Here is a 22,083-nt window from a genome sequence, read left to right as displayed (position 1 = left end):
AGCGCCGCGTCATAGAGGTTGGAAAACAAGTCGGAGGGGTCGCGCCACGACTTCCCTGATTCGCTTTTGCCGGGCGCTGTACCGACAACGTTGTTCGCCTGAGTCAGGGTCTCCAGACCGCTGGCGAGATCCAGCACGAGGCTTTCGCCAAAGGTGGCGGCTTCATCCAGTAAACCGGGTAGCCTTTGTTGGGTCTGCTGTACAAAGTCGTCCAACTCGCCCCGAATGCCGCTGTTCAGATTGACTGTCAACGTGTTGAGCAGGGCCTCGCTGACCAGGGATTTTTCGCCAGTCAGTTCCTGTCGCGCGAGAAAAAGTGTAGGCCGCAGCGTCATGCGGGCAGGCGCGGTGGCCGGGGCCGGCATCAGACCGATCAGATTGATGCTCGCGATCGCCCAGTCCGAGGTATCACGGTCCTCGCGTGTGGTGAGGGTGACGATATCGCCTAGCAGGTCTGCCAGATTGAGGATGTTACGGACCGCTGGCAGATTGCCTGCAACGGTGCGCAGGCGATCCAGGGTCACTGCTCCGTCGGTGATTGCGCGCAGCCATTGGCCAAATGCATCGATGGTCAGCGCGACGTCACCCAGTTGGATCTGGTTGAGCGGAGCGACTGTGACGGGACGTGCGGAAGATGCGGACGCTTCAGGTGCTTGGCTTGCCATCGGTGCTCCAGGAACTGAGCACCTACAACTACTGCCTCTAGTGAAGGAATGACTAGCAGCAGGCTCTCAGCATGTGGACGTACATGAAATTCTCCAGGCACAAGCGTGCGCAATTACTCGCGATTTGAATATAGGATCGATCTGAAAAGCCGTTTAGATGGGCGGCTAACTGTACAAAATTCATTTCAGCGCACAGCCATTCTCGTTGGCCGGGGGCGAAAAAAGGCGTGCGTCAGTAATGCTGGGGGGAGTCTCGGCCGGGTCCTGGACTAATATTGCGCATGGCGTAGGTCGGCTGATTCTGCGTCGTGAAGGGCGCACAAGGGGCAGCGGTTTTGCCATGGCCCGGCGCCAGTACCTGCTCACACCACAAGATTGCGCGCCGACGCCCGCCCGTCGATGTAGCCCAACCACGCCTGCAGCATCTTCCGCCGCTGGTCAACATAGTCGGCCCGGTTGTAGACGTCGCGCACACCGCCGATGGTGTGATTCAACGCTTTCTCCACCCCGTCCGCCTCCCAGCACTGTTCATGCAGCAACTTGGAGGCTGAGCGCCGCAGATCATGGATCGTGAAGGCGGAAATCTCCTGCGCCTGTAATGAAACCTTCAACGCCTGGAAGTGACGTTATTTACGAGGAAGAAAACCGTTGCCGTGCCGCGATCCGCGCTGTCGATCGTCAAACCCGCCGTCGACGATATCGTTGCGGGCCGCAAGCGGGTGGAAATCCGGTCGTGGGCGCCGCCGGCCCTGCCGCTGCGCGATCTCGTGCTGGTGCAGAACACGATCTTCCTGCGACAGGACGGACAGGAGGATCCCGATGGTATCGCGCTCGCGTGGGTCGACGTCGTGGGGAATACGACTGAACGCCTGATGAAGCCCGCGCGCAAGGCTAGCAATGGTGCGCCGGATACGTATGCTGGGAACTGACGAATGTGCGTGCGATCGATCCACCTCTTCCGTGCGTCGCCAGGCGCGGTATCTATGCGTTGGCGGATGACTCCGGCAAGGTATCCTGATGATTGCGCCGGCATCCCGGGCGTGCCGCGTCCCCTTTCGACACACAAGCGGCCGGTAGAAACGATCGATCACCCGGCGCGCGCCGGTGACGTGCGCTAAACCAGAATCGACCGCCCGCGAATCCTGATCCCGAGCCGCACGACGCCGATCACCGCATTCGACAGCCACGTAAGCAGCGACATTTGCCGTGCGGCCGGCGGCGCGACGACGTTGCTGCGTCGCGCAATGATCCGGCTAGGCATATTTGTCGCCGACGGTACTTCGCACCGGATGCGTGTCGTAGATGATGACCATGCGCTCGATGCGCGCGTCGTCGTCGAATTCGAAGACGTCGACGCACTCGAACCGCACCTCGGAGCCGTCCTTCAGTCCCCAGTCGTAGACGAAATAGCCGGTGGCCCGACGTGCGCCCGTCGTGCTGACGCAGATGTCGAGCGGCGTGATCCGGCTTTGCCCGGATGCCGCCGCGACTTTTTCGAAAAAGGGCTGCGGCGCCATCCAGCCGAGAAACGGCGAGAATATCCGTGCATCCGGCGCGAACAGCGCGCAGATCTCGGCGACGTCGCCGCGTTCGAGTGCTTTCAGGTAGGTATCGACCTGCCGCGTGTATAGTGCGTCGGACGACGAGACCATGGTATTTCTCCGCTGATTGTTGACGAGCCTGCCGCGACAGCCGCCGCGAACCGGTTCAACCACGATAGCGATGCCGCGATGACCGAACAAACGAATAATCCGCAACCCGGGTATGTCGCCCGCGCATATCCGCTGGCGGATCTGACGCGTGCGCTGCCGCCGCTGACGGCGTTCCAGGCGTTCGTCGCCGCCGCCGAACTCGGCAGTTTCAACCGGGCCGCCGAGCATCTGTGCCGGACCCAGGGTGCGGTGAGCCGTCAGGTGCAGCAACTGGAAGCGCACTACCGATGTGCGTTGTTCGTCCGTCATCCGTCGGGATTGACGCTGACCGGGGAAGGCGGCGCGTTGCTGACGGTGGCCGTCAACGTGCTCGCGCAACTGGCGCAACACGCGCACGCGCATGCGGATTCCGCGTCGACCCTGACGTTGCGCTTGCCTTCCACGTTCGCGATCCGGTGGCTGCTGCCGCGGCTCTCGGCCCTCAATCACGCGTTGCCGCGAACCGAATTGCGTATTCACACGTCGGCAGACGACACACCGGATTTCACCGACGCCGATTTCGATGCCATCGTCGTGCGCGGTACCGGAAACTGGCCAGGAATGGTGGTCGTGCCTTTATTCGACGAGTGCCTTACGCCGATGTGCACGCGCGACGCAGGCACGTCGTTGAAGTCGTTCGCCGATCTCGCGCATGCGACGCTGCTGCATCCCGCGCGCAATCGCGACGAATGGCGATGCTGGCTCGACGCCGTCGGCGCAACGCAGATCGACCCGGGCACCGGGCTCGTATTCGATACGCTCGAACTGACGTTGACGGCCGCGGCTCACGCACACGGCGTCGCGATCGGCGATCCGCGCATGGCGGCGGATCGGCTGGCGGCCGGCGCGCTGGTCGCGCCGTTTCCGGAGGTGGTGCGCAACGGTCTGGGTTACTACCTCGTCTACCCGGCGCAGCGCGCCGCGCAACCCGCGATTCAAGCGCTCGCGGAGGTTCTGACGCGTCTCGCGCGCGAGGATTGACCGCGAAGGGCGCGCGTCGTGCAGTTGGCTAAACCGGAATCGACCGCCCGCGAATCCTGATCCCGAGCCGCACGACGCCGATCACCGTATTCGACACCCACGTGAGCAAGCGCGGCATCCCGCGCCGTCGGATATCGAGCAGCAGCACGATCCGCACTTCATCGCTGTCGTTCCATACCTCGTGCACGAACGTGTCGTCCCACAGCAGGAAGCGGCCTTCGTCGAGCCGGTATTCATGACCGTCGACCTTCAGCACCGCGGCCGGCGTGCCGTCGGCGCGCTTCGGCATCGACAGCACGAGATAGCCGCGCAGGATGCCGCGAAACGGTCCGCGATGCGGCGGGATGTGTTTGCCGGGCGCGAGGAACGACAGCGACGCGGACAATACGTCCGGCGACGCCGCGACGATCGACGCGACGGTCGGGCAGCGCGACAGGTTGCGCGGGAACGGCTGGCCGTAAGCCTGCATGATGAACATCCGCCAGTCGCGCGCATCGTTGGCCGAGATGTCGTGCTGCTCGCGCATGATCTCGTGGAAACGCGGGATGCGCGGCAGGTCGCGCGCGACGGCCAGCGCTTCCGCGCGAATGGCCGGCCACGCGCGGACGAATCGCTCGGCGTCGGGGAACATGGCCGAATCGAGCACGGCACCGCTGTCGATATGACGGTCGAACAGCGTGCGGAGCAGGCCGGCTGCATAGTCGTAAGCGACGGACATGATCGAGGCGCGATCCACAAGGTGTCGTCAGTCTGCCCCACGCGCGGTGGGGCTTGCGTTACGTCAGGTTACGCCGGCTGACGAAAGAATGACAGTTCGATGAACGTCCGGCACAAACGGTTCGCCTTTCCGGGAATAAACGGACACCCAGCGTCGTCATACGGGTGTAGCACGTCGTCTCGTTGACTTCTCAAGGAGTGGAACATGAACACGCATTGGCTGGTGGCCGCCGCCGTGGCGGCGATTTCTCTCGCGGGTATCGTGCCGCAAGCGTCGGCACAGGCACTGACGCGCGCGCAGGTCAGGCAGCAACTGATCGACGCCGAAAACAAGGGGCTGCGCTTCGTGACCGATACGTCGTATCCGGACGTGAGCCCGCTGTTCCAGCAGCAAGCCGAACAGATGCCTCGGCATCAGGCCGAAACGGCGGTCGGCAGCGATCCGGCCGCGACTTCGGATGCGGGAAGGCCGACGGTACTGCCGTCGCGTCCGCGTTCGGCCGCGTGCGTGGGCCCCGAGAGCTTCTGCACGCCGTATTTCGGAAGCTGACGTAGCGGACTGCCGCGGCCGGCCCGAAATCCACGAAGGTTGATCGTCGCGCAAGATTGAAGGAGTTGATGATGAAAACATGTATCGCACTACTGATGATGGTCGGCGTGATATCCGGTCAAGCTGCATTCGCGCAATCGAATGCGCCGCTCACGCGCGCCCAGGTTCGCGAGGAACTGATTCGTCTGGAAGCGGCGGGCTACGATCCGTCGAAGGGGGACGACGGCGAATATCCCGCGGACATTCAGGCCGCGCTGGCGAAGCTCGCCGAGCAGGATCGGGCGAGGATGGCGGCTTTGCCCGCCGCGCCGGCGCCGGCTTCCGTCATGCCGGTGCAGACCGGCAACTAGGTGTCGACATGTACGTGTGTGTCTTCAGGCCGACGTGTTCGCGGTACGGCGATACGCATGCCGTTCGCGGCATGCGGTCTGGCCGGACTGCACGGACGGCGAGGCCGTCGATCGCGCGCCGCTTCGCGCGGCGCCGCGATCAGCTCGTTGCCCGATTCCGACGGGCGCGCAGGTGGATTGCAGGATGAGTCGCGATGCAGGCGAGCGTGCGATCGGCCATTGCGGGGTATCTGCCCGTGACGGTGCACAAGGGGGGGCCGGCGGCGAAATTACCAGGGCATCATCCGTTGCATGACCCTGTCGCGCAGGACGAAACGATGCGCGACCGCGGCCGAGACGTGAAGGCAGATGCCGCCGAACAGTGCCCACGCGAGGATGCCGTGCACATCGCCCATCGCGTGCCCGAATCCCGAGCCGGCCGCCGACAGCGCCGGCAACGGGACGACGCCGAACAGCGTCACGGCCCATGCGCGCGACGACGCATTGATCCAGCCGAGCAACGGCACCGCGATCAGCAGTGCATAGAGCCCGAAGTGCGTCACGCCGGACACCGCGCGCATCGCGGGCGACAGTTCGTCGGCGGGTGGGCGATGCGTCACGCGCCAGAGCACGCGGCAAGCCATTGCGGCAAGCAGCGCGGTGCCCACGATCAGGTGCGTGGCGATCAGGCCGACCGGTTGAGTATCGCGATGCACGTCGGGCATCGTCCAGCCGATTGCATACTGCGCGACGACCAACGCCACGATCAGCCAGTGAAGAAGGCGTGCGACTGCGTCGTATCGGGCGGTTGTAGACATAAAAGCTCCTGGCAAGCGGATGAGGACCGTATCTTCCGGCGGATTTTACGGCCGAATCCTTAACGAAACGTTAAGCGTGCTGCCGCGCAGCGGCTTCGCCCGATAACGCCTGCGTGCCATCGATCCGAGCGGATTCAGCCGACGACACCGCGATCGTGACGCCGAGGCCGCGGCCGCCGATGCCGGGCCCGAACTGCACGGTTCCGCCGAAGTATTGCGCGATGCGCTGGACGATCGACAGCCCGAGTCCGCTGCCGGGCAACTGCGTGCCGACGCCGCGATAGAAACGATCACCAAGCCGCTCGTGCTCGCCCGGGGCGACGCCGGGCCCGTCGTCGCGCACGACGATGTGCTGCGCGGTGCCGTCGTCGTGTACGTCGATCTCGATGCGGCCACCTTGCCGGCCGTACTTGACCGCGTTGTCGAGCAGATTGTCGAGCAGGATGCCGAGCAGGATCGGATCGGCCTGGATCGCTCGCCCGGGCGTGCCGGTGGCGACGATGTCGATGAAGTGATCCGACGCCTTCGCGAGATGCCGCTCGATGGCCGCGTCGACCAGTTCGCGGACGACGACGGCGCGCACCGGAATGCGTTCGTATTCGTCGAGTCGCGCGAGCAGCAGCAACTGTTCGGCGAGACGCGCGCTGCGATCGACGCCTTGCACCACGCGCTGCATGGCGAGCTGCTTGCGCACCGGATCGTCGGTCGCGAGCGCCACCTGGGCCTGCACCTTGATCGCGGCCAGCGGCGTCTTGAGTTCGTGCGCCGCGTCGGACGTGAATGCCCGCTCGCGCACGATGGATTGCCGCAGTCTGGCGAGCAGGCGGTCGATCGCGTCGACCAGCGTGCGGACTTCTTCCGGGACGGTCGTGATGGCGAGCGGTTCGAGCGAGCGCGCATCGCGCGCGCCGATCTGCGTCGACAGCGTTTTCAGTGGTGCGAGACTGCGCCCGATCAGGTACCAGAGCAGCAACGCCAGCACCGGGAGCGCGAGGATCAGCGGCCAGACGATGCCGCGCGCGATGCCCGTCGCGAGATCGCTGCGCGTGTTGGCCGGCTCCATCACCCGTATCCATCGCCCCGACACGTCGTTGCGCAGCGTGTGCGTGCGCCATTGCGTGCCGCGCACGTCGATCGTTGCAGGGGTGTCGCGTCGGCCCGCTGCATCGGGCTGGCCGGCGGCGTCGACCGGAAGGCTCGACGCAATGACGTTGCCCCGAGCGTCCCGGACTTCGAACAGCACGTCGCGCGGCAGACGATCGCCGTCGTTGTCTCGGGGCGCGGCCGACGTGCCGTGCGCCAGTTCGATGCGCGCGTCGGGCGGGAAGCGGGCGAGGCGCTCGAGGTCGGCCGGTGCAAGATCGACGAGCAGCGACGCATATTCGACGAGACGGGCGTCTTCCCATTCGCCGATCTCGCGTGTCGCGTGCCGGAAGCTGCCGAACACGGCGACGATCCACACGACGGTCACGCAGCCGAGCGCCATCGACGAAACGCGGCGTCGTATCGAGCGCGAGGTCATGGTTTGTCGACGACGTAGCCGATGCCCCGCACCGTCCGGATCAGTTCCGCGCCGAGTTTCTTGCGCAGGTTCGAGATGTGAACCTCGATCGCATTGCTTTCGATGCCTTCCTGCCATCCATACAGGCCGTCCTCGAGACGCGCCCGCGACTGGGGCATGCCCGCACGACTGACGAGCTGAACGAGGATGGTCCATTCGCGTGACGTCAGCGCGATGCGCGCGGCATCGCGTGTCACCGTCTGGGTGGTCAGGTCGATCGTGATGTCGCGCCACACGATTTCGTCGCCGGCGCGGCCCTGCGAGCGCCGCACGAGCGCGCGACAGCGGGCGAGCACCTCGGATAGCTCGAACGGTTTGGCGAGATAGTCGTCGGCGCCATCGTCGAGGCCGCGGACCCGATCGGCCACGGTGCCGCGCGCGGTCAGGACGAGCACCGGCGTGGTATCGCCCGCGTCCCGCATCGCACGCAGCAGTTCCGTTCCCGATTTGCCGGGTAAGCCGAGATCGAGGACGACGAGCGCGAAGCGCGTCGTCGCGAGCGCGGCGGCGGCGGCATGACCGTCGCGCAGCCAGTCGACCTGGTAACCGGCCTGACTCAGGCTGATTTCGAGGCCGCTGCCGATCAGGTCGTCGTCTTCGACAAGGAGGAGTCGCATGGTCGATTCGTGTGCAGATACGTGCAATTGTACGAGCCCGACTGTGCGCGCCGTGCAACGGATTGTAATTGCGTTCCCTCAAATATCGCCCGATTCTGAAGAACGCTTAAGGTTCGGCACCGGCATTCCCGCTACCATCGCCCACAACATTTCTCGGGACGATCTTCGCTTCCCCTGATCCCGAACCGGGTTCGGCGCGTCCGGCACGCGCTTGCCCGTCCACCCGCGACCATGTCGATCGACGCACGATCGATGCGGGCCGTCCGCACGGGAGGTTCATTCCTGATGGCACCCTCGACGATCGAGCGATGGCGCGCCTACCTGTTGATCGCCGCGCTCGCCGGTATGTTCATTCAGTGTTTCGTGCTGGTTTCGTTGTTTGCGCTGCGCGTACCCGAAGCGTTTTTCACGACGATGACATTCCGCATCTGGACCGTCGTCGCGGTCGCGACCGCGATCCTGTCAGCCCGTAAGGTGGCCGACGCGGCGTTCAGGGCCGCGGACGTGTGCGGCCATGTGCGCGTGTCCGGAATCGATCGCCGCACGGTAGTCGTGTCATCTGATTGCGCGTACCGTTGGTTGATCGTCCTGCATATCCGGCTCAACGGGAATCGATACGGCGGCGTGTAAGGGTGAGCGCGCGTTCGCGCGTTCCGGCCCCGGGCGTCGCGGTCACTGGGCCACCACTGGGGAGAAGCATGGTATTGCTGCATGTGCTGTACGCGCTGGCCGGCGCGATGTCGATCGCCTGCGGGTTGTGCGTGTTGCTCGGCATTGCCTACACTGTCACGGCCAGCGTGCTCGTCGGCCGGTTCTTTTCGCGCGCGCGGGCGATGCCGCGCGATTATCCGGGCGTCACCGTCGCGAAACCGCTGCACGGCGACGAATGGAATCTCGTACAGCATCTTGAAAGCTTCTTCGTCCAGGATTATCCGGGGCCGGTACAGCATCTGTTCGGGGTGCACGATGCGGGCGACGCGGCGCTCGCGGCCGTCGAGACGCTGCGCGCGCGCTATCCGGACGCGAACATCAAGGTCGTCGCCGATGCGCGGTTGTACGGGCCGAACCGCAAGATCGCGAATCTCGTCAACATGCTCGAACATGCGGAGCATTCGGTGCTGTGTCTCGCCGACAGCGATGTGCTGGTCGAGCGCGATTATCTGCGTGCCGTCGTCGGCGCGCTACAGCAGCCGGAAGTCGGCATCGTGACGAGCGTGTATCGCGGCATCGCGTCGCCGGGCTTCTGGCCCGGTGTCGCCGTCGCGATGACGAACTACCATTTCCTGCCGGGCGTCATTACCGGGCTTTTCATCGGACGCGCCCGTCCGTGCTTTGGCCAGACGATTGCGATCACGCGCGCAACGCTCGAACGCATCGGCGGGCTCGTGCGTTTCGCGCATCACCTGGCCGAGGATCACGCGCTCGGCGAAGCGGTGCGGCAGGTCGGCGCGCAGGTCGTCGTCCCGTCGTTCGTCGTCGGACATGCCTGTGTCGAAGAGACCTTCGCCAGCCTGTACGCGCACGAATTGCGCTGGAGCTGCACGATTCGCGCGGCGGACCGGCTCGGTCACGCCGGGTCGGTGCTGATGCACCCGGTGCCGCTCGCGCTGCTGGCCGTGCTGTTCTCCGGCGGCACGCGCGCCGCCTGCTGGCTGACGGTCGCGGCGCTCGCCGCGCGGGCGCTGCTGATGCTGAAAACGAGCCGTGCGACCGGTGCCGGGCTGCGCGGCGCCCTCTGGCTGCCGTTCGTCGATCTGCTGCAGTTCCTGGTGTTCGTGTCGAGCTTCTTCTCGTCGCACGTCGTCTGGCGCGGCACGCGCTTTCGCGTCGATCGCGAGGGCTTGCTGTCGCCGGCAGGGAAATCATGATGCAGGACACGCATTTCGATGTCGAAGGCGCGGACCGGCGGTCCGCGCGTCGCGACGCACGGCTGCGGCATGCGGGGCGCGCGGCGGCGCTGGCCGGGCTGGTGCTCGCGGTGTGGCTGATCTGGCGCGAGCATCCGCTGGAGATCCTGCACCGGTTGCGGATCGCCGGCGCCGGTTTGCTGATCGCCGCGCTGGCCCACATCCTGCCGATGCTCGCGAATGCGTGGGACTGGCGGATGCTGATCCGTGGCCCGCGCCGGCCGTCGTTCGCGACGATGCTCAAGCTCGTGTGGATCCGCGAATCGATCAACGGGCTGTTGCCGGTCGCGCGGATCGGCGGCGAGATCGTGTCGTTCAGCCTGCTGCGGCAGGCGGGCGTGCGCCCGGCGACCGCCGTGGCGAGCCTCGTCGCGGACATGCAGCTGACGCTGATCAGCCAGCTGGTGTTCGCGCTGGTCGCGATCGGCTACGTGCTCGAACACGTGTCGTCCGACGCCGCGCAGGTGGCCGCGCGCCTCGCCATCGGCATGGCGGCGCTCGTGCCGGTGCTGCTGCTGTTCGCGCTGGTTCAGCACGCGCGGCCGTTCGAGCGCGCGATGCGCGTGGTCAACCGCGTCACGAGCGGCAAGGTGGTGGCGCTGGTCGGCGAATCGGCACGCACCGATCAGTCGATCCGGATGATCTGGAGAAAGACGGGTATCGTCGTCCGCTATCTGGCGATCTGGCAGACGCTGCAATTCGTCGGTTATGCGCTGGAAATCTGGCTCGCGCTGCGTTTCCTCGGCGCCGATCCTACATTCGCGCAGGCGCTCGCGATCGAAGCGCTGATCCAGCTCCTGAGCAGCATCGCGTTCCTGATGCCGGGCGGGTTGGGCGTGCAGGAGGGCGGGTTCGTGCTGATCGGCGGGCTGCTCGGGTTCGACGCGACGACTTGCCTGGCGCTCGCCGGCGCGCGGCGCGTGCGCGACTTGCTGTTCTATCTGCCGGGCTTGCTGGCATGGCAGCATGCGGCCGGCGCGGCGCGCTCGCCGTACGAGGCGAAGCGCGCATCGATGCCCGTCGGGGAGTCCGCCGGGCCGCGCTGATGCGGCCCGACGTTGCCTGCCAGCCGGGCGGGAAGCGGCTCGCCGACGCGGCCGCGTGCCCCGCCGGGCGGCGCGGCCATCAACGCCGCTCGTCGGCGATGTAGCTGCGGATCACGTCCGCGAACGACGTGTCGCCCTTCAGTCCGAGCGCTTCGGCGCGCGCCGTGTCCCAGCGGCCCGGCCAGCTGCCGACGATCTTCTCGATGCGCTCGTCCGGCGCATGGCGAATCAGCTTCACGACGTCGTCGCCCGCGACTTCGCGCAGCGCCGCGATCATTTCGTCGACCGACACCGACAGGCCGGGCAGGTTGATCACGCGCTTGTTGCCGAGCTTCTCGCTGTCGATTTCGCAACCCGCGACGAGCGCGTCGATCGCGCCGCGCGGCGACAGCAGCCACAGCCGCGTCGAACCGGGCACCGGGCATACGCTTTCCTCGCCGTTCAGCGGTTCGCGGATGATACCGCTCGCGAACGACGACGCGGCCGCGTTCGGGCGACCCGGCCGCACGCTGATGGTCGGCAGCCGCAGCACGCGGCCGTCGACGAAGCCGCGCCGTGCGTAGTCGCACAGCAGCAGTTCGGCGATCGCCTTTTCCGCGCCGTACGACGATTGCGGATTCAGCGCGGTGTCGTCCTGCACGACGTCGGGCAACACGCCGCCGTAGACGGCCACCGAGCTCGTGAACACGACGCGCGGACGATGGCCGCGTGCGCGGCACACTTCAAGCAGCGTGCGCGACGCGTCGAGGTTGATCCGCATGCCGAGATCGAAATCGGCTTCGGCCTGCCCGCTGACGATTGCCGCGAGATGGAAGATCGCGCCCGTCTGCGCGTCGATCGCGCTTTCGAGCACCGTGCGATCGGCGATGTCGCCGACGATCGACGTCACGCGGGCGTCGCCGAAATCGCTGCCCTTGACGACGTCGAGCAGCACCAGCTCGTCGATCTTGCCGGTCCGGCCGTCGGGGCCGGTCAGTTCGCCGCGCTCGAGCAGCTTGCGCGCGAGACGCTGGCCGAGAAAGCCGGCGCCGCCGGTGATCAGTACTTTCATGTTGTGAGCCCTCTTCGGAATGCCTGGATTACAGATAAGGCTTGAGCCAGCCAAGCCCTTCGGACGTGCCGGCCTTCGGGCGATACTCGCAGCCGATCCAGCCGTCGTAGCCGAGCGCGTCGATCAGCGCGAACAGATACGGGTAGTTGAGTTCGCCGATGTCCGGCTCGTGACGCTCGGGCACGCCGGCGATCTGGATGTGGCCGATGCCCGCGAAATCGCGCTTGAGCTTCATCGCAAGGTCGCCCTCGACGATCTGGCAGTGATAGCAGTCGAACTGCACCTTCAGGTTCGGCGCGCCGACTTCCGCGCGGATGTCATGCGCATCGTCCTGGCGGCTCAGGAAATAGCCGGGCATGTCGCGCTGGTTGATCGGCTCGATCAGAATCGTCATGCCATGCGCGTCCGCCGCCTGCGCCGCATGCCGCAGGTTTGCCACGTAGGTATCGCGATGGCGCGCGCGGTCGGCGCCCGGCGCGACCATCCCGGCCATCACGTGCAGCTTCTTGTTGCCGAGCACGCGCGCATAGTCGAGCGCCTGGTCGATGCCGCGCCGGAACTCGTCCTCGCGGCCCGGCAGCGACGCGATCCCGCGTTCGCCGGCGGCCCAGTCGCCGGGCGGCGCGTTGAACAGCGCCTGCTCGAGGTTGTGCGCGTCGAGGCGTGCGCGGATGTCCTCGGCGGCGAAGTCGTACGGGAACAGGTACTCGACGGCCTTGAAGCCGTCGTACGAGGCAGCGGCGAAGCGTTCGAGGAACGCGTGCTCGGTGTACATCATCGAGAGGTTGGCGGCGAAGCGGGGCATGGCAGCGGTTCCTATGAATGAATGGGGCAGGGCGCACGGCGCCCCGCGTCGAATGACGGATCAGCGGTTCACGAGTTTCGCGGGCGTGAGCCACACGGCGATCGCGCCGATCACCAGCATGGCGGCCAGCACGTACATGCCGGACGCCGTGCTGTGCGTGGCGTCCTTCAGGTAGCCGATCACGTACGGGCTCGCGAACCCGGCGAGGTTGCCGACCGAGTTGATGATCGCGATCCCGGCGGCCGCGGCGGAGCCGGCGAGAAACGCGGTCGGCAGCGACCAGAACAGCGGTGCGCAGGTCAGCACGCCGCCCGCCGCGAGTGACAGGAACACGATCGACACCGCCGTATTGTGCGAGTACGACGCGGCGACCGCAAACCCGACCGCGCCCATCAGCGCCGGCACGATCAGGTGCCAGCGGCGTTCGCGGCGCTTGTCCGCGCTGTGGCCGAACAGGTTCATCACGACGATCGCGACGACGAACGGAATCGCCGACAGCAGGCCGATCTGCAACGTATCGGTGATGCCGGTCGACTTGACGAGCGTCGGCATCCAGAACGTGAGACCGTACTGGCCGGTGACGAACGCGAAGTAGATCAGCGACATCCACCACATGCGCGGGTCGGAGAACACGGCCTTCAGCGAATGGCCGTGTTTCTGCTGTTCCTGCGGCTGCGCGGCGATTTCATCCTCGAGGATCTGCTTCTCGCGCTCGTCGAGCCATTTCGCGCTGCGGATGCTGTTGTCGAGATACAGGATCGTCGCGATGCCGACCAGCACGGCCGGCACGGCCTCGATCATGAACATCCATTGCCAGCCGTGGAAGCCCGAGCCGCCGTGAAAGCGCTCCATGATCCAGCCCGACAGCGGGTTGCCGAAGATGCCCGACACCGGGATCGCCGACATGAACACCGCGATGATCTTCGCGCGGCGATGCGACGGGAACCAGTACGTGAGGTACAGGATCACGCCCGGATAGAAGCCGGCTTCGGCGAGACCGAGCAGGAAGCGCAGCACGTAGAACTGCGTCGGCGTCTTCACGAACGCGAACAGCGCGGACAGCAGGCCCCACGTGATCATGATCCGCGCGATCCAGATGCGCGCGCCGATACGGTGCATCAGCATGTTGCTCGGCAGCTCGAACAGGAAGTAGCCGAGGAAGAAGATGCCGGCGCCGAGGCCGAACACGGTTTCGCTGAACGCGAGGTCCTGCGACATCTGCAGCTTGGCGAAGCCGACGTTGACGCGGTCGAGATACGCGACCACGTAGCAGAGCATCAGGAACGGCACGATGCGCCAGAACACTTTCTTGTAGGTGCGGTCGAGTTCGGCCGATTGGGCGGGCGCGGCGGGCGAGCGGCCTGCGGCCGCGTCGAGAGCAGTCATTGTCGTCTCCTGGGATGTCATGTGCCGGCGGCGCGCACGCCGCCGGATTGTGTCGTGTGTGCTGATGGAGGGGCCCGCGCACACGGCGGGCATGGTACTCGGTTCGTAGTCCTGCGTGATCCGGACGCGATGCGTTGCGTTACCAGCGTGCGCCGAAGGTCTGGCGCAGCTCGTCGAGCGCCGTGTCGGACAACGGCTCGGGCTTCGGGTTCGTCATCAGCCAGAGCCGCGCGGTTTCCTCGAGCTCCTCGAGCGCGTACGACGCGTGCGACACCGACTGCCCCCACATCACCGGGCCGAGGCGGTCGAGCAGCACGCCGCGCACCTGGTCGGCGAGCGCCGCGACTTCGGCCGCGACCGCCGGATCGCCGGGGCGGCGATAGCGGATCAGCGGAATGTGGCCGACCTTCATCACGTAGTACGGCGTGATCGGCGGCAGCACGTCGGTGTCGCGCCACACGCCCGCGAGCGTCAGCGCAACCAGGTGCGTCGAATGCGTGTGGACGATGCCGTTTGCTTCCGCGTTGCGCGCGTAGATGCCGCGATGCAGCGCGAGCGTCTTCGACGGCTTGCCGCCCGATACGGGCTGGCCGTCCAGGCCGACCTTCGCGATGTCGTTCGGGTCGAGCCGGCCGAGGCAGGCGTCGGTCGGCGTGATCAGCCAGCCGTCATCCAGACGCGCGCTGATGTTACCGGCGCTGCCGACGGCGTGGCCGCGCGCATACAGGCTCGCGCCGACGACGCAGATCTCTTCGCGCAGTTTCGCTTCGTGGCTCATCATGCGGCTCCGTCGAGCGCGCGCAGCGCCTTGTCGAAAAAGTCCACCGTGCCGAAGTTGCCGGATTTCAGCGCGAGGCCGAGCGGCTGCGCGTCGATGGTGGCCGTCGCCGGCACGCCCGGATCGATTTGCGCACCGATCTGCAGCGACTTCACGTCGAGCGCTTGCACGACCGCGCCGGACGTCTCGCCGCCGGCAACGACGAACTTGCGCACGCCGAGGTCGCGCAAGCCCCTGGCGATTGCGGCGAGCGTGCTCTCGACGAGTTGGCCGGCCGCCTCGACGCCGAGCGCCTGCTGGACAGCCTTCACTTCGTCGGGCGTCGCGGTCGCGTAGATCAGCACGGGTTGGGGCAGGTGCGAGCGCGCGAATGCCAGTGCCGCGTCGACGACGGGTTCGCCGCGCGAGGCCGCGAGCGGGTCGATCCGGAAGCTCGGGCGGCTTTCGCGCCACGCGGCGACCTGGGCGTTGGTCGCCTTCGAAGCGCTGCCGGCGAGCACGGCGGACAACCCGTCGATGCGCGGCAGCGAGGCTGCGTTGTCGCGCTCGGGCAGTTGATCAGCGCGGCGGAAATTCGCGGGCAGGCCGAGGGCGACGCCCGAGCCGCCGGTGACGAGCGGCAGGTCCGTGCACGCTTCGCCGAGCACGTAGAGGTCGCGATCCGACAACGCGTCGGCGATCGCGAAGCGCGCGCCTTCCGCGCGCAGCTGCTCGATCCGCGCGCGCACGGCGGCGGCGCCCAGGGCGATCGTGTCGTAGCGGATCAGGCCGACATGCGACTTCGTTTGCCGCTGCAGCACGCGCACGAGGTTCGCGTCCTTCATCGGCGTGAGCGGGTGGTTCTCCATGCCGGATTCGTTCAGCAGCACGTCGCCGACGAACAGATGGCCGCGGAAGATCGTGCGCCCGTTCTCCGGGAACGCCGGACACGCGATCGCGAAGCCGCCGCCGGCTGCATCGAGCAGTGCATCGGCGACGGGCCCGATGTTGCCCGCGTCGGTCGAGTCGAACGTTGAGCAGTACTTGAAGAAAAATTGCCGGCAACCCTGTGCGCGCAGCCATTCATGGGCGGCGAGCGATTGCGCGACGGCGTCGGCGGCGGGAATCGTGCGCGACTTCAGCGCGACGACGATCGCGTCGGCGTCGATTGCGGCGTCGCCGGCGGGCACGCCGATCGTCTGCACGGTACGCATGCCGCTCTTGACGAGCATGTTCGCGAGATCGGTCGCGCCGGTGAAATCGTCGGCGATGCAGCCGAGCAGGGGACGGGAAGCGGAAGCGGTCATGGCAGGAACGTCGTTCGAATCAGCGGGCGGGCGGCAGCGTGATGCCGGGGAAAGTCTTGATCACGGCGGAATCGTCCTCGCCGCCGTGGCCGGCGCTCGACGCGCTCATGAACATCTGGTGCGCGGTGGCCGACAGCGGCAGCGGGAACTTGCTGCGCCGCGCGGTATCGAGCACGAGGCCGAGATCCTTCACGAAGATGTCGACGGCAGACAGCGGCGTGTAGTCGCCGTTCAGGATGTGCGGCACGCGGTTCTCGAACATCCACGAGTTGCCGGCGCTGTGCGTGATCACGTCGTAGAGCGCGTCGGCATCGACGCCTTCGCGCAGGCCGAGCGCCATCGCCTCCGCGGCCGCCGCGATGTGCACGCCGGCCAGCAGTTGATTGATGATCTTCACCTTCGAGCCGATGCCGTGCGCGTCGCCGAGGCGATACACCTTGCCGGCGATCGCGTCGAGCACGTCGTCGCAGGCCGCATACGCGGCGGCGGGACCCGACGTCATCATCGTCATCTCGCCGGAGGCCGCGCGCGCGGCGCCGCCGGACACCGGCGCGTCGAGCATTTGCAGGCCCGCGGCCTCGATGCGCGCGCCGAGCGCGACGGCGAAATCGGGTGCGACGGTCGCGCTCGCGATCACGACGCCGCCGGGCTTCATCGCCGCGACCGCGCCATGCTCGCCGAACAGCACCGTTTCGGTCTGCGCGGCATTGACGACGAGTGTGACGACGACATCGCACTGCGCGCCGAGTTCGGCCGGGCTCGCGCAGGGCACGCCACCTTCGGCCGCGAACGCCTGCAGCACGGTGTCGCGCACGTCGCATGCATGCACGCGGAACCCCGCGCGCAGCAGCGAGCGGGCGACGCCGAGGCCCATCGCGCCGAGGCCGATGACTCCAACATTTCGTGACATGGTCAACCTTGATCGATTCGGGAAGAGGTTCAGGACAACGACGGCACCGGTCTGGCCCGGGCCGCCGCATTCAGCAATCGTTCATCAGCAGATGCCGGCTTCCGCGAGACGGCGGGCGGCGTTGTACATGTGCGTGCGCGCCGCGTTGCGTGCCGCCATCGGGTCGCGCGCGCGGATCGCGTCGGCGATCGCCGCGTGTTCCTCGCGCACCTGCCGCGAGAAATCCTCACGCGTCGCTTCGTTGCGCCGCGTGACCTTCACGCCGGCCTCGAGGTACTGGTTCAGGAACTGCAGTGTCTTCAGGAAATACGGGTTGCCGGTGACGGCCGCGATCGTGCGGTGGAACGCGACGTCTTCCGCGACGCCGTCGCGCCCTTCGGCCACCGCATCGTCGATCTTGCGCAGCGCGTCGTCGATGTCGGCCATGTCGTCGGCCGTGTGGTGCAGCGCGGCTTCGGCCGCGACTTCAGCCTCGATCGCGCGGCGCACCGCGAGAAGGTGCGGCAGCGAGCTGGCCTCGACGGCCTCCGCGTAGTCGATCCGCAGCGGCCGGATTGCGCCGTGCTGGTTCACGTACACGCCGCTGCCCTGGCGCGGCTCGACCACGCCTTCGTTCTTCAGCCGCGAGATCGCTTCGCGGATCACGGTGCGGCTCACGCCGAATTCCTGCGCGAGGACGGCTTCCGTCGGCAGCTTGCCGGTGGCCGAGAAACTGCCGACTTCGATCTGCTTCAGCAGCTGCTGCGCGACGTGGTCGCTCATCGCACGGGCGGGAATTTTCTCGAACATGGCGCTCAGGTTTGTAAGGTGATGTGGTCATCATACAAATTTGAAGGTGCGTCAGCATCCGGGATAACCCTCGGTCAATGGGCTGTAACGTCGGTGAAATTGACTGGAACCGGTTCCAATTGACCTGAAACTGCCGCGATCGTGTGTGGCGTCGAGGCGTGGGCAGGGGAAGGAAAGGGGACGCGCGCCGGCGGCGCGCGCGACCGTCAGTCGGCGATGTCTTCGACGGGATCGGGATCAGCCGCCATCGGTGCGCCGGCCTCCGTGCTGTCCCCGCCGCGTTCGCGATAGGTCGCCGGCGGCACGCCGAACTGCTTGCGGAACTCCCGGCCGAGGTGCGATGCGTCGGCGAACCCGCAACTCGACGCGATATCGGCGACGGTGCGGTCGGAGCTGGTCAGCAGCCAGGCGGCCGTGCGCAATCGCACCTGCTTCGCGAACGCCTGCGGGCTCTTGCCCGTTTCGGCCTTGAACAGCCGCTCGAGCTGGCGCGTCGACATGTCGAGCTTGCACGCGAGTTCCTCGAGCGGCAGCGCGCGGCCGACATGCTGTTCCATCAGGAGAATCGCGCGCTTGACCTTCGGGTGCGTGGCCGGCTCGAGGCCCGGCGGATGCGGCTGCGGCGCATTGCCCTTCTGCATCTCGCCGACGAGCAGGATGCGCAGTGCCTTCTGCACGGTCGCATGATCGAAATGGCGCAGCAGGACGGCGGCGGCGACGTCGATCGACGCACGCCCGCCCGAGCAGGTGATCCGTCGCCGGTCGATCACGAACAGGCGATCGGCGATCAGCATGTCGGGATCGGCGTGCGGGAAGCGCTCGATGAAATCCCAGTAGTGGAACCAGCTCACGCAGGTGCGGTAGCCGTCGAGCACGTTCGCGCGCATCAGCGTGAACACGCCCGTGCAGATCCCGACGAGCGTCGCGCCGCCCGTCGCCGCGCGGCGGATGAAGTCGAGCGTTTCGGGGCCGGCTTGCGGCCCCGAATGCAGCAGGCCGCCGACCACGACGACGTAGTCGAACGGCTCGGCGCTCTCGAAGGTTTCCCACGGCGTGATCTGGATCCCGCAACTCGCGCGCACCGGCGCCAGCGTTTCGCCGATCACGCTCCACGCGCAGCGCACCGGCTTGCTGTAGTCGCCGTCGTCGGCCGACAGCCGCAGCATGTCGACGAAACCCGAGAAGGCCGTGAGCGTGAAGTTCGGCAGCAGCACGATGCCGAAACGGATGCGCTGCGGCGCGGGTTCGGCGAGGGGGGAAGCGGGTACGTCGGGTGTCATCGCGGTCAATCTCGTCACGCCGGGAAGGCGGGTCTCACTCGTTGCAATCTGTTCGCGGGCACGGTTGCCGGCTGGCGCGGACCCCGGCCGACTTGTGGTTTTTCGTCGCCAACCATCGTCAAAACGCACTTTCCGGCCGTCCTGCGCAGGGCTTGGCGGCGGTATCCCACGCCGATGCCGTTTTTGTTCTATCGGCCAATTTTACGCTTTGATGTACTGATGCCAACGACATTTCACGTACGCCCACCCAGAGGAAGTCAGATGAACGTCAGCGCGTTCGACCTGTTCAAGATCGGTATCGGCCCGTCCAGCTCGCATACGGTTGGCCCGATGATCGCCGCGTGCCGGTTCGCGTCGCACATCGAGGACGCGAACCTGCTCGGCTTCGTGCGCCGCGTGCGGGTCGAACTATACGGCTCGCTCGGTGCAACGGGCAAGGGCCACGGCACGGACAAGGCGGTGCTGCTCGGCCTCGAGGGCCATCTGCCCGACACGATCGATCCGGACCTGATCGAGCCGCGGCTCGCGGCGATCCGCGCGGAGAAGTCGCTGGCGCTGCTCGGCAAGCAGACGATTCGCTTCGACGAGAAGGAGAACATCGGCTTCTATCGCAAGCTGATGAGCGGCACCAGCATCGTGCATCCGAACGGGATGCGCTTCCAGGCGTTCGACGAGCACGGCCAGCTGCTCGTCGAGAAGGAGTATTACTCGATCGGCGGCGGCTTCGTCGTGAACCGCGACGGCGATCGCGTGAACGGCGTACGTGCTGCGGCCGAAGTGCCGTACCCGTTCCGCACGGGCGACGACCTGATGCGCCAGTGCCGCGAACACGGGCTGTCGATCGCCGAGCTGATGCTGCGCAACGAATCCACGCTGCGTCCGGAAGACGAAGTGCGCGCCGGGCTGCTCGCGATCTGGCGCACGATGGCCGCATGCGTCGAGCGCGGCTGCAAGGTCGAGGGCGAACTGCCGGGCCCGATGCGCGTGAAGCGCCGCGCGGCCGAACTGAACGGGCGCCTGCGGGCGCGTTCGGAGGAGTCGCTGCGCGATCCGCTGTCGATGCTCGACTGGGTCAACCTGTATGCGATGGCCGTCAACGAGGAGAACGCGGCGGGCGGCCGGGTCGTCACCGCGCCCACGAACGGCGCGGCCGGCGTGATCCCCGCGGTGCTGCACTACTACGTGAAGTTCGTGCCGGGCTCGAACGAAGCCGGCATCGTCGAATTCCTGCTGACGGCCGCGGCGATCGGGATCATCTACAAGGAAACGGCGTCGATCTCGGGCGCGGAAGTCGGCTGCCAGGGCGAAGTGGGCGTCGCGTGCTCGATGGCCGCGGCCGCGCTCGCCGCAGTGATGGGCGGCACGCCCGACCAGGTCGAGAACGCGGCCGAGATCGGGATGGAGCACAACCTCGGCATGACCTGCGATCCGGTCGGCGGGCTCGTGCAGATTCCGTGCATCGAACGCAACGCGATGGGCGCGATCAAGGCGCTGAACGCATCGCGGATGGCGCTCAAGGGTAACGGCCAGCACTACGTATCGCTCGATTCGGTGATCAAGACGATGCGCGAGACGGGTGCCGACATGAAGACGAAATACAAGGAAACGTCGCGCGGCGGTCTTGCCGTGAACGTCATCGAATGCTAACGAAGGATCACTAACATGAGCCGCTACTCGATATTCAGCCTGTTCCGCAACGGCCTCTCGTATCACGAGAACTGGGAAAAGCAGTGGAAGAGCCCGGAACCGAAGAAGGAATACGACGTCGTGATCGTCGGCGGCGGCGGCCACGGCCTCGCGACCGCCTACTACCTCGCGAAGGAGCACGGCATCACGAACGTCGCGATCCTCGAGAAGGGCTGGATCGGCGGCGGCAACACCGCGCGCAACACGACGATCGTGCGCTCGAACTACCTGTGGGACGAATCGGCCGCGCTGTACGAGAAGGCGATGAAGCTGTGGGAAGGGCTTTCGCAGGACCTCAACTACAACGTGATGTTCAGCCAGCGCGGCGTGATGAACCTCGCGCACACGCTGCAGGACGTGCGTGACACCGAGCGTCGCGTGAACGCGAACCGCCTGAACGGCGTCGACGCCGAATTCCTGACGCCCGCGCAGATCAAGGAAATCGAGCCGACGATCAACCTGAACAGCCGCTACCCGGTGCTCGGCGCATCGATCCAGCGCCGTGCGGGCGTCGCGCGTCACGACGCGGTGGCCTGGGGCTTCGCCCGCGGCGCCGACCGCGCCGGCGTCGACATCATCCAGAACTGCCAGGTGACGGGCATTCGTCGCGAAGGCGGCGCGGTGGTCGGCGTCGATACGGTGAAGGGTTTCATCAAGGCGAAGAAGGTCGCGGTGGTCGCAGCCGGCAACACGACGACGCTCGCCGACATGGCCGGCGTGCGCCTGCCGATCGAGAGCCACCCGCTGCAGGCGCTGGTGTCCGAGCCGATCAAGCCGGTGGTCAACTCGGTGATCATGTCGAACGCGGTGCACGCGTACATCAGCCAGTCCGACAAGGGCGACCTCGTGATCGGCGCGGGTATCGACCAGTACACGGGCTTCGGCCAGCGCGGCAGCTTCCACATCATCGAAAGCACGCTGCAGGCGATCGTCGAGATGTTCCCGGTGTTCTCGCGCGTGCGGATGAACCGCCAGTGGGGCGGCATCGTCGACGTGTCGCCGGACGCGTGCCCGATCATCACCAAGACCGACGTGAAGGGCCTCTACTTCAACTGCGGCTGGGGCACCGGCGGCTTCAAGGCGACGCCGGGCTCGGGCTGGGTGTTCGCGCACACGATCGCCCGCGACGAACCGCATCCGCTGAACGCGCCGTTCGCGCTCGACCGCTTCTACACGGGCCACCTGATCGACGAGCACGGCGCAGCCGCCGTCGCGCACTGACCCCCGCAC

The 22,083-nt window shown here is 66.6% G+C and carries 23 protein-coding genes and 2 pseudogenes; 9 read left to right on the top strand and 16 right to left on the bottom strand.

Annotated features, from left to right (window positions below):
- Positions 1 to 665: pseudogene (locus DIE11_RS06115) on the bottom strand (RHS repeat protein); the annotation flags it as partial.
- 362 nt (positions 666 to 1,027) lie between these two features.
- The gene (locus tag DIE11_RS06110) at positions 1,028 to 1,276 is read right to left on the bottom strand and encodes a hypothetical protein (protein ID WP_260437092.1); all 249 of its coding nucleotides are present in this window, start codon (positions 1,274 to 1,276) and stop codon (positions 1,028 to 1,030) included.
- 42 nt (positions 1,277 to 1,318) lie between these two features.
- Between DIE11_RS06110 and DIE11_RS06105 the strand changes: the two genes are divergently transcribed.
- A complete protein-coding gene (locus tag DIE11_RS06105; protein ID WP_260437091.1) occupies positions 1,319 to 1,594 on the top strand; it encodes an ASCH domain-containing protein in 276 nt (91 codons plus the stop codon).
- Between the two features lie 185 nt (positions 1,595 to 1,779).
- Here the strand turns inward: DIE11_RS06105 and DIE11_RS06100 are convergent.
- Together DIE11_RS06100 and DIE11_RS06095 are read right to left on the bottom strand one after the other, a co-directional pair.
- Positions 1,780 to 1,857: pseudogene (locus DIE11_RS06100) on the bottom strand (aspartyl/asparaginyl beta-hydroxylase domain-containing protein); the annotation flags it as partial.
- 61 nt (positions 1,858 to 1,918) lie between these two features.
- Positions 1,919 to 2,317: a nuclear transport factor 2 family protein gene (locus tag DIE11_RS06095; RefSeq protein WP_124622221.1), complete on the bottom strand. Its 399-nt coding sequence runs from the start codon at positions 2,315 to 2,317 to the stop codon at positions 1,919 to 1,921.
- A gap of 78 nt (positions 2,318 to 2,395) precedes the next feature.
- Here DIE11_RS06095 and DIE11_RS06090 point away from each other — a divergent pair, with 78 nt between their 5' ends.
- Positions 2,396 to 3,337, top strand: coding sequence for a LysR substrate-binding domain-containing protein (locus DIE11_RS06090; RefSeq protein ID WP_124622219.1), 942 nt, complete (start codon positions 2,396 to 2,398; stop codon positions 3,335 to 3,337).
- A gap of 28 nt (positions 3,338 to 3,365) precedes the next feature.
- On the opposite strand, the gene DIE11_RS06085 is transcribed toward DIE11_RS06090, so the two are convergent.
- Complete coding sequence (locus DIE11_RS06085; protein WP_124622217.1) at positions 3,366 to 4,055, bottom strand: aspartyl/asparaginyl beta-hydroxylase domain-containing protein; 690 nt, start codon at positions 4,053 to 4,055, stop codon at positions 3,366 to 3,368.
- A 204-nt stretch (positions 4,056 to 4,259) separates the two neighbouring features.
- On the opposite strand from DIE11_RS06085, the gene DIE11_RS06080 reads away from it, so the two are divergent.
- Both DIE11_RS06080 and DIE11_RS06075 read left to right on the top strand, forming a co-directional pair.
- Positions 4,260 to 4,604 (top strand): DUF4148 domain-containing protein, encoded by a 345-nt coding sequence (locus DIE11_RS06080; RefSeq protein ID WP_124622215.1) that lies wholly within the window; start codon positions 4,260 to 4,262, stop codon positions 4,602 to 4,604.
- Positions 4,605 to 4,675: 71 nt separating this feature from the next.
- Positions 4,676 to 4,954: a DUF4148 domain-containing protein gene (locus tag DIE11_RS06075; protein ID WP_124622213.1), complete on the top strand. Its 279-nt coding sequence runs from the start codon at positions 4,676 to 4,678 to the stop codon at positions 4,952 to 4,954.
- Positions 4,955 to 5,223: 269 nt separating this feature from the next.
- On the opposite strand, the gene DIE11_RS06070 is transcribed toward DIE11_RS06075, so the two are convergent.
- The 3 genes from DIE11_RS06070 to DIE11_RS06060 all read right to left on the bottom strand — a co-directional run bounded on the left by DIE11_RS06070 (position 5,224) and on the right by DIE11_RS06060 (position 7,929).
- Positions 5,224 to 5,751: a cytochrome b gene (locus DIE11_RS06070; protein ID WP_124622211.1), complete on the bottom strand. Its 528-nt coding sequence runs from the start codon at positions 5,749 to 5,751 to the stop codon at positions 5,224 to 5,226.
- Positions 5,752 to 5,821: 70 nt separating this feature from the next.
- Entirely contained in the window at positions 5,822 to 7,273 is a 1,452-nt protein-coding gene (locus tag DIE11_RS06065) for an ATP-binding protein (RefSeq protein WP_124622209.1), read from the bottom strand.
- Positions 7,270 to 7,929 (bottom strand): response regulator, encoded by a 660-nt coding sequence (locus DIE11_RS06060; RefSeq protein WP_059600300.1) that lies wholly within the window; start codon positions 7,927 to 7,929, stop codon positions 7,270 to 7,272. The genes DIE11_RS06065 and DIE11_RS06060 overlap by 4 nt, the downstream gene beginning before the upstream one ends.
- 231 nt (positions 7,930 to 8,160) lie before the next feature.
- Here DIE11_RS06060 and DIE11_RS06055 point away from each other — a divergent pair, with 231 nt between their 5' ends.
- The 3 genes from DIE11_RS06055 (at position 8,161) to DIE11_RS06045 (ending at position 10,882) form a co-directional block, all read left to right on the top strand.
- Positions 8,161 to 8,559, top strand: coding sequence for a hypothetical protein (locus DIE11_RS06055; protein WP_124622207.1), 399 nt, complete (start codon positions 8,161 to 8,163; stop codon positions 8,557 to 8,559).
- Positions 8,560 to 8,627: 68 nt separating this feature from the next.
- Positions 8,628 to 9,797 carry a bacteriohopanetetrol glucosamine biosynthesis glycosyltransferase HpnI gene (gene hpnI / locus DIE11_RS06050; RefSeq protein ID WP_124622205.1) on the top strand — a complete coding sequence of 390 codons (1,170 nt, stop codon included), beginning with the start codon at positions 8,628 to 8,630 and terminating at the stop codon, positions 9,795 to 9,797.
- Positions 9,794 to 10,882, top strand: coding sequence for a lysylphosphatidylglycerol synthase domain-containing protein (locus DIE11_RS06045; protein ID WP_124622203.1), 1,089 nt, complete (start codon positions 9,794 to 9,796; stop codon positions 10,880 to 10,882). The genes hpnI and DIE11_RS06045 overlap by 4 nt, the downstream gene beginning before the upstream one ends.
- A gap of 79 nt (positions 10,883 to 10,961) precedes the next feature.
- On the opposite strand, the gene denD is transcribed toward DIE11_RS06045, so the two are convergent.
- The 8 genes from denD to DIE11_RS06005 all read right to left on the bottom strand — a co-directional run bounded on the left by denD (position 10,962) and on the right by DIE11_RS06005 (position 19,167).
- Positions 10,962 to 11,933 carry a D-erythronate dehydrogenase gene (gene denD / locus DIE11_RS06040; RefSeq protein ID WP_124622201.1) on the bottom strand — a complete coding sequence of 324 codons (972 nt, stop codon included), beginning with the start codon at positions 11,931 to 11,933 and terminating at the stop codon, positions 10,962 to 10,964.
- Between the two features lie 28 nt (positions 11,934 to 11,961).
- Complete coding sequence (otnI, locus tag DIE11_RS06035) at positions 11,962 to 12,738, bottom strand: 2-oxo-tetronate isomerase (protein WP_059600295.1); 777 nt, start codon at positions 12,736 to 12,738, stop codon at positions 11,962 to 11,964.
- Positions 12,739 to 12,798: 60 nt separating this feature from the next.
- Positions 12,799 to 14,124: an MFS transporter gene (locus tag DIE11_RS06030; RefSeq protein ID WP_170296397.1), complete on the bottom strand. Its 1,326-nt coding sequence runs from the start codon at positions 14,122 to 14,124 to the stop codon at positions 12,799 to 12,801.
- A gap of 139 nt (positions 14,125 to 14,263) precedes the next feature.
- Positions 14,264 to 14,902 carry an aldolase gene (locus DIE11_RS06025; protein WP_124622269.1) on the bottom strand — a complete coding sequence of 213 codons (639 nt, stop codon included), beginning with the start codon at positions 14,900 to 14,902 and terminating at the stop codon, positions 14,264 to 14,266.
- Entirely contained in the window at positions 14,902 to 16,188 is a 1,287-nt protein-coding gene (otnK, locus tag DIE11_RS06020; RefSeq protein WP_124622199.1) for a 3-oxo-tetronate kinase, read from the bottom strand. Before otnK ends, DIE11_RS06025 begins: the two co-directional genes overlap by 1 nt.
- 19 nt (positions 16,189 to 16,207) lie before the next feature.
- On the bottom strand, positions 16,208 to 17,098 hold the full coding sequence (gene ltnD / locus DIE11_RS06015; protein ID WP_124622197.1) for an L-threonate dehydrogenase: 891 nt from the start codon (positions 17,096 to 17,098) through the stop codon (positions 16,208 to 16,210).
- A gap of 84 nt (positions 17,099 to 17,182) precedes the next feature.
- Complete coding sequence (locus tag DIE11_RS06010) at positions 17,183 to 17,887, bottom strand: FadR/GntR family transcriptional regulator (RefSeq protein WP_059452152.1); 705 nt, start codon at positions 17,885 to 17,887, stop codon at positions 17,183 to 17,185.
- Between the two features lie 206 nt (positions 17,888 to 18,093).
- On the bottom strand, positions 18,094 to 19,167 hold the full coding sequence (locus DIE11_RS06005) for a GlxA family transcriptional regulator (RefSeq protein ID WP_059600291.1): 1,074 nt from the start codon (positions 19,165 to 19,167) through the stop codon (positions 18,094 to 18,096).
- A gap of 261 nt (positions 19,168 to 19,428) precedes the next feature.
- Here DIE11_RS06005 and DIE11_RS06000 point away from each other — a divergent pair, with 261 nt between their 5' ends.
- Both DIE11_RS06000 and DIE11_RS05995 read left to right on the top strand, forming a co-directional pair.
- On the top strand, positions 19,429 to 20,814 hold the full coding sequence (locus DIE11_RS06000; protein ID WP_059600290.1) for an L-serine ammonia-lyase: 1,386 nt from the start codon (positions 19,429 to 19,431) through the stop codon (positions 20,812 to 20,814).
- A gap of 15 nt (positions 20,815 to 20,829) precedes the next feature.
- Complete coding sequence (locus DIE11_RS05995; RefSeq protein ID WP_006480591.1) at positions 20,830 to 22,074, top strand: sarcosine oxidase subunit beta family protein; 1,245 nt, start codon at positions 20,830 to 20,832, stop codon at positions 22,072 to 22,074.
- The last annotated feature ends 9 nt before the right edge of the window (positions 22,075 to 22,083 follow it).

The organism is Burkholderia sp. Bp9012, assembly GCF_003853825.1.
Taxonomy (GTDB): Bacteria; Pseudomonadota; Gammaproteobacteria; order Burkholderiales; family Burkholderiaceae; genus Burkholderia; species Burkholderia diffusa.
The sequence above is the reverse complement of the archived record's forward strand: the minus strand, read 5'-3'. Positions and strand labels throughout refer to the sequence as shown.

Coding starts and splice junctions, on each gene's coding strand:
- DIE11_RS06070 (WP_124622211.1), bottom strand. CDS start 5,751: ATGTCTACAACCGCCCGATACGACGCAGTCGCACGCCTTCTTCACTGG.
- denD (WP_124622201.1), bottom strand. CDS start 11,933: ATGAAAGTACTGATCACCGGCGGCGCCGGCTTTCTCGGCCAGCGTCTC.
- ltnD (WP_124622197.1), bottom strand. CDS start 17,098: ATGTCACGAAATGTTGGAGTCATCGGCCTCGGCGCGATGGGCCTCGGC.
- DIE11_RS06005 (WP_059600291.1), bottom strand. CDS start 19,167: ATGACACCCGACGTACCCGCTTCCCCCCTCGCCGAACCCGCGCCGCAG.
- otnI (WP_059600295.1), bottom strand. CDS start 12,738: ATGCCCCGCTTCGCCGCCAACCTCTCGATGATGTACACCGAGCACGCG.
- DIE11_RS06030 (WP_170296397.1), bottom strand. CDS start 14,124: ATGACTGCTCTCGACGCGGCCGCAGGCCGCTCGCCCGCCGCGCCCGCC.
- DIE11_RS06090 (WP_124622219.1), top strand. CDS start 2,396: ATGACCGAACAAACGAATAATCCGCAACCCGGGTATGTCGCCCGCGCA.
- DIE11_RS06080 (WP_124622215.1), top strand. CDS start 4,260: ATGAACACGCATTGGCTGGTGGCCGCCGCCGTGGCGGCGATTTCTCTC.
- DIE11_RS06055 (WP_124622207.1), top strand. CDS start 8,161: ATGTCGATCGACGCACGATCGATGCGGGCCGTCCGCACGGGAGGTTCA.
- otnK (WP_124622199.1), bottom strand. CDS start 16,188: ATGACCGCTTCCGCTTCCCGTCCCCTGCTCGGCTGCATCGCCGACGAT.
- DIE11_RS06000 (WP_059600290.1), top strand. CDS start 19,429: ATGAACGTCAGCGCGTTCGACCTGTTCAAGATCGGTATCGGCCCGTCC.
- DIE11_RS06095 (WP_124622221.1), bottom strand. CDS start 2,317: ATGGTCTCGTCGTCCGACGCACTATACACGCGGCAGGTCGATACCTAC.
- DIE11_RS06060 (WP_059600300.1), bottom strand. CDS start 7,929: ATGCGACTCCTCCTTGTCGAAGACGACGACCTGATCGGCAGCGGCCTC.
- DIE11_RS06065 (WP_124622209.1), bottom strand. CDS start 7,273: ATGACCTCGCGCTCGATACGACGCCGCGTTTCGTCGATGGCGCTCGGC.
- DIE11_RS06010 (WP_059452152.1), bottom strand. CDS start 17,887: ATGTTCGAGAAAATTCCCGCCCGTGCGATGAGCGACCACGTCGCGCAG.
- DIE11_RS06045 (WP_124622203.1), top strand. CDS start 9,794: ATGATGCAGGACACGCATTTCGATGTCGAAGGCGCGGACCGGCGGTCC.
- DIE11_RS06085 (WP_124622217.1), bottom strand. CDS start 4,055: ATGTCCGTCGCTTACGACTATGCAGCCGGCCTGCTCCGCACGCTGTTC.
- hpnI (WP_124622205.1), top strand. CDS start 8,628: ATGGTATTGCTGCATGTGCTGTACGCGCTGGCCGGCGCGATGTCGATC.
- DIE11_RS06025 (WP_124622269.1), bottom strand. CDS start 14,902: ATGAGCCACGAAGCGAAACTGCGCGAAGAGATCTGCGTCGTCGGCGCG.
- DIE11_RS06075 (WP_124622213.1), top strand. CDS start 4,676: ATGAAAACATGTATCGCACTACTGATGATGGTCGGCGTGATATCCGGT.
- DIE11_RS05995 (WP_006480591.1), top strand. CDS start 20,830: ATGAGCCGCTACTCGATATTCAGCCTGTTCCGCAACGGCCTCTCGTAT.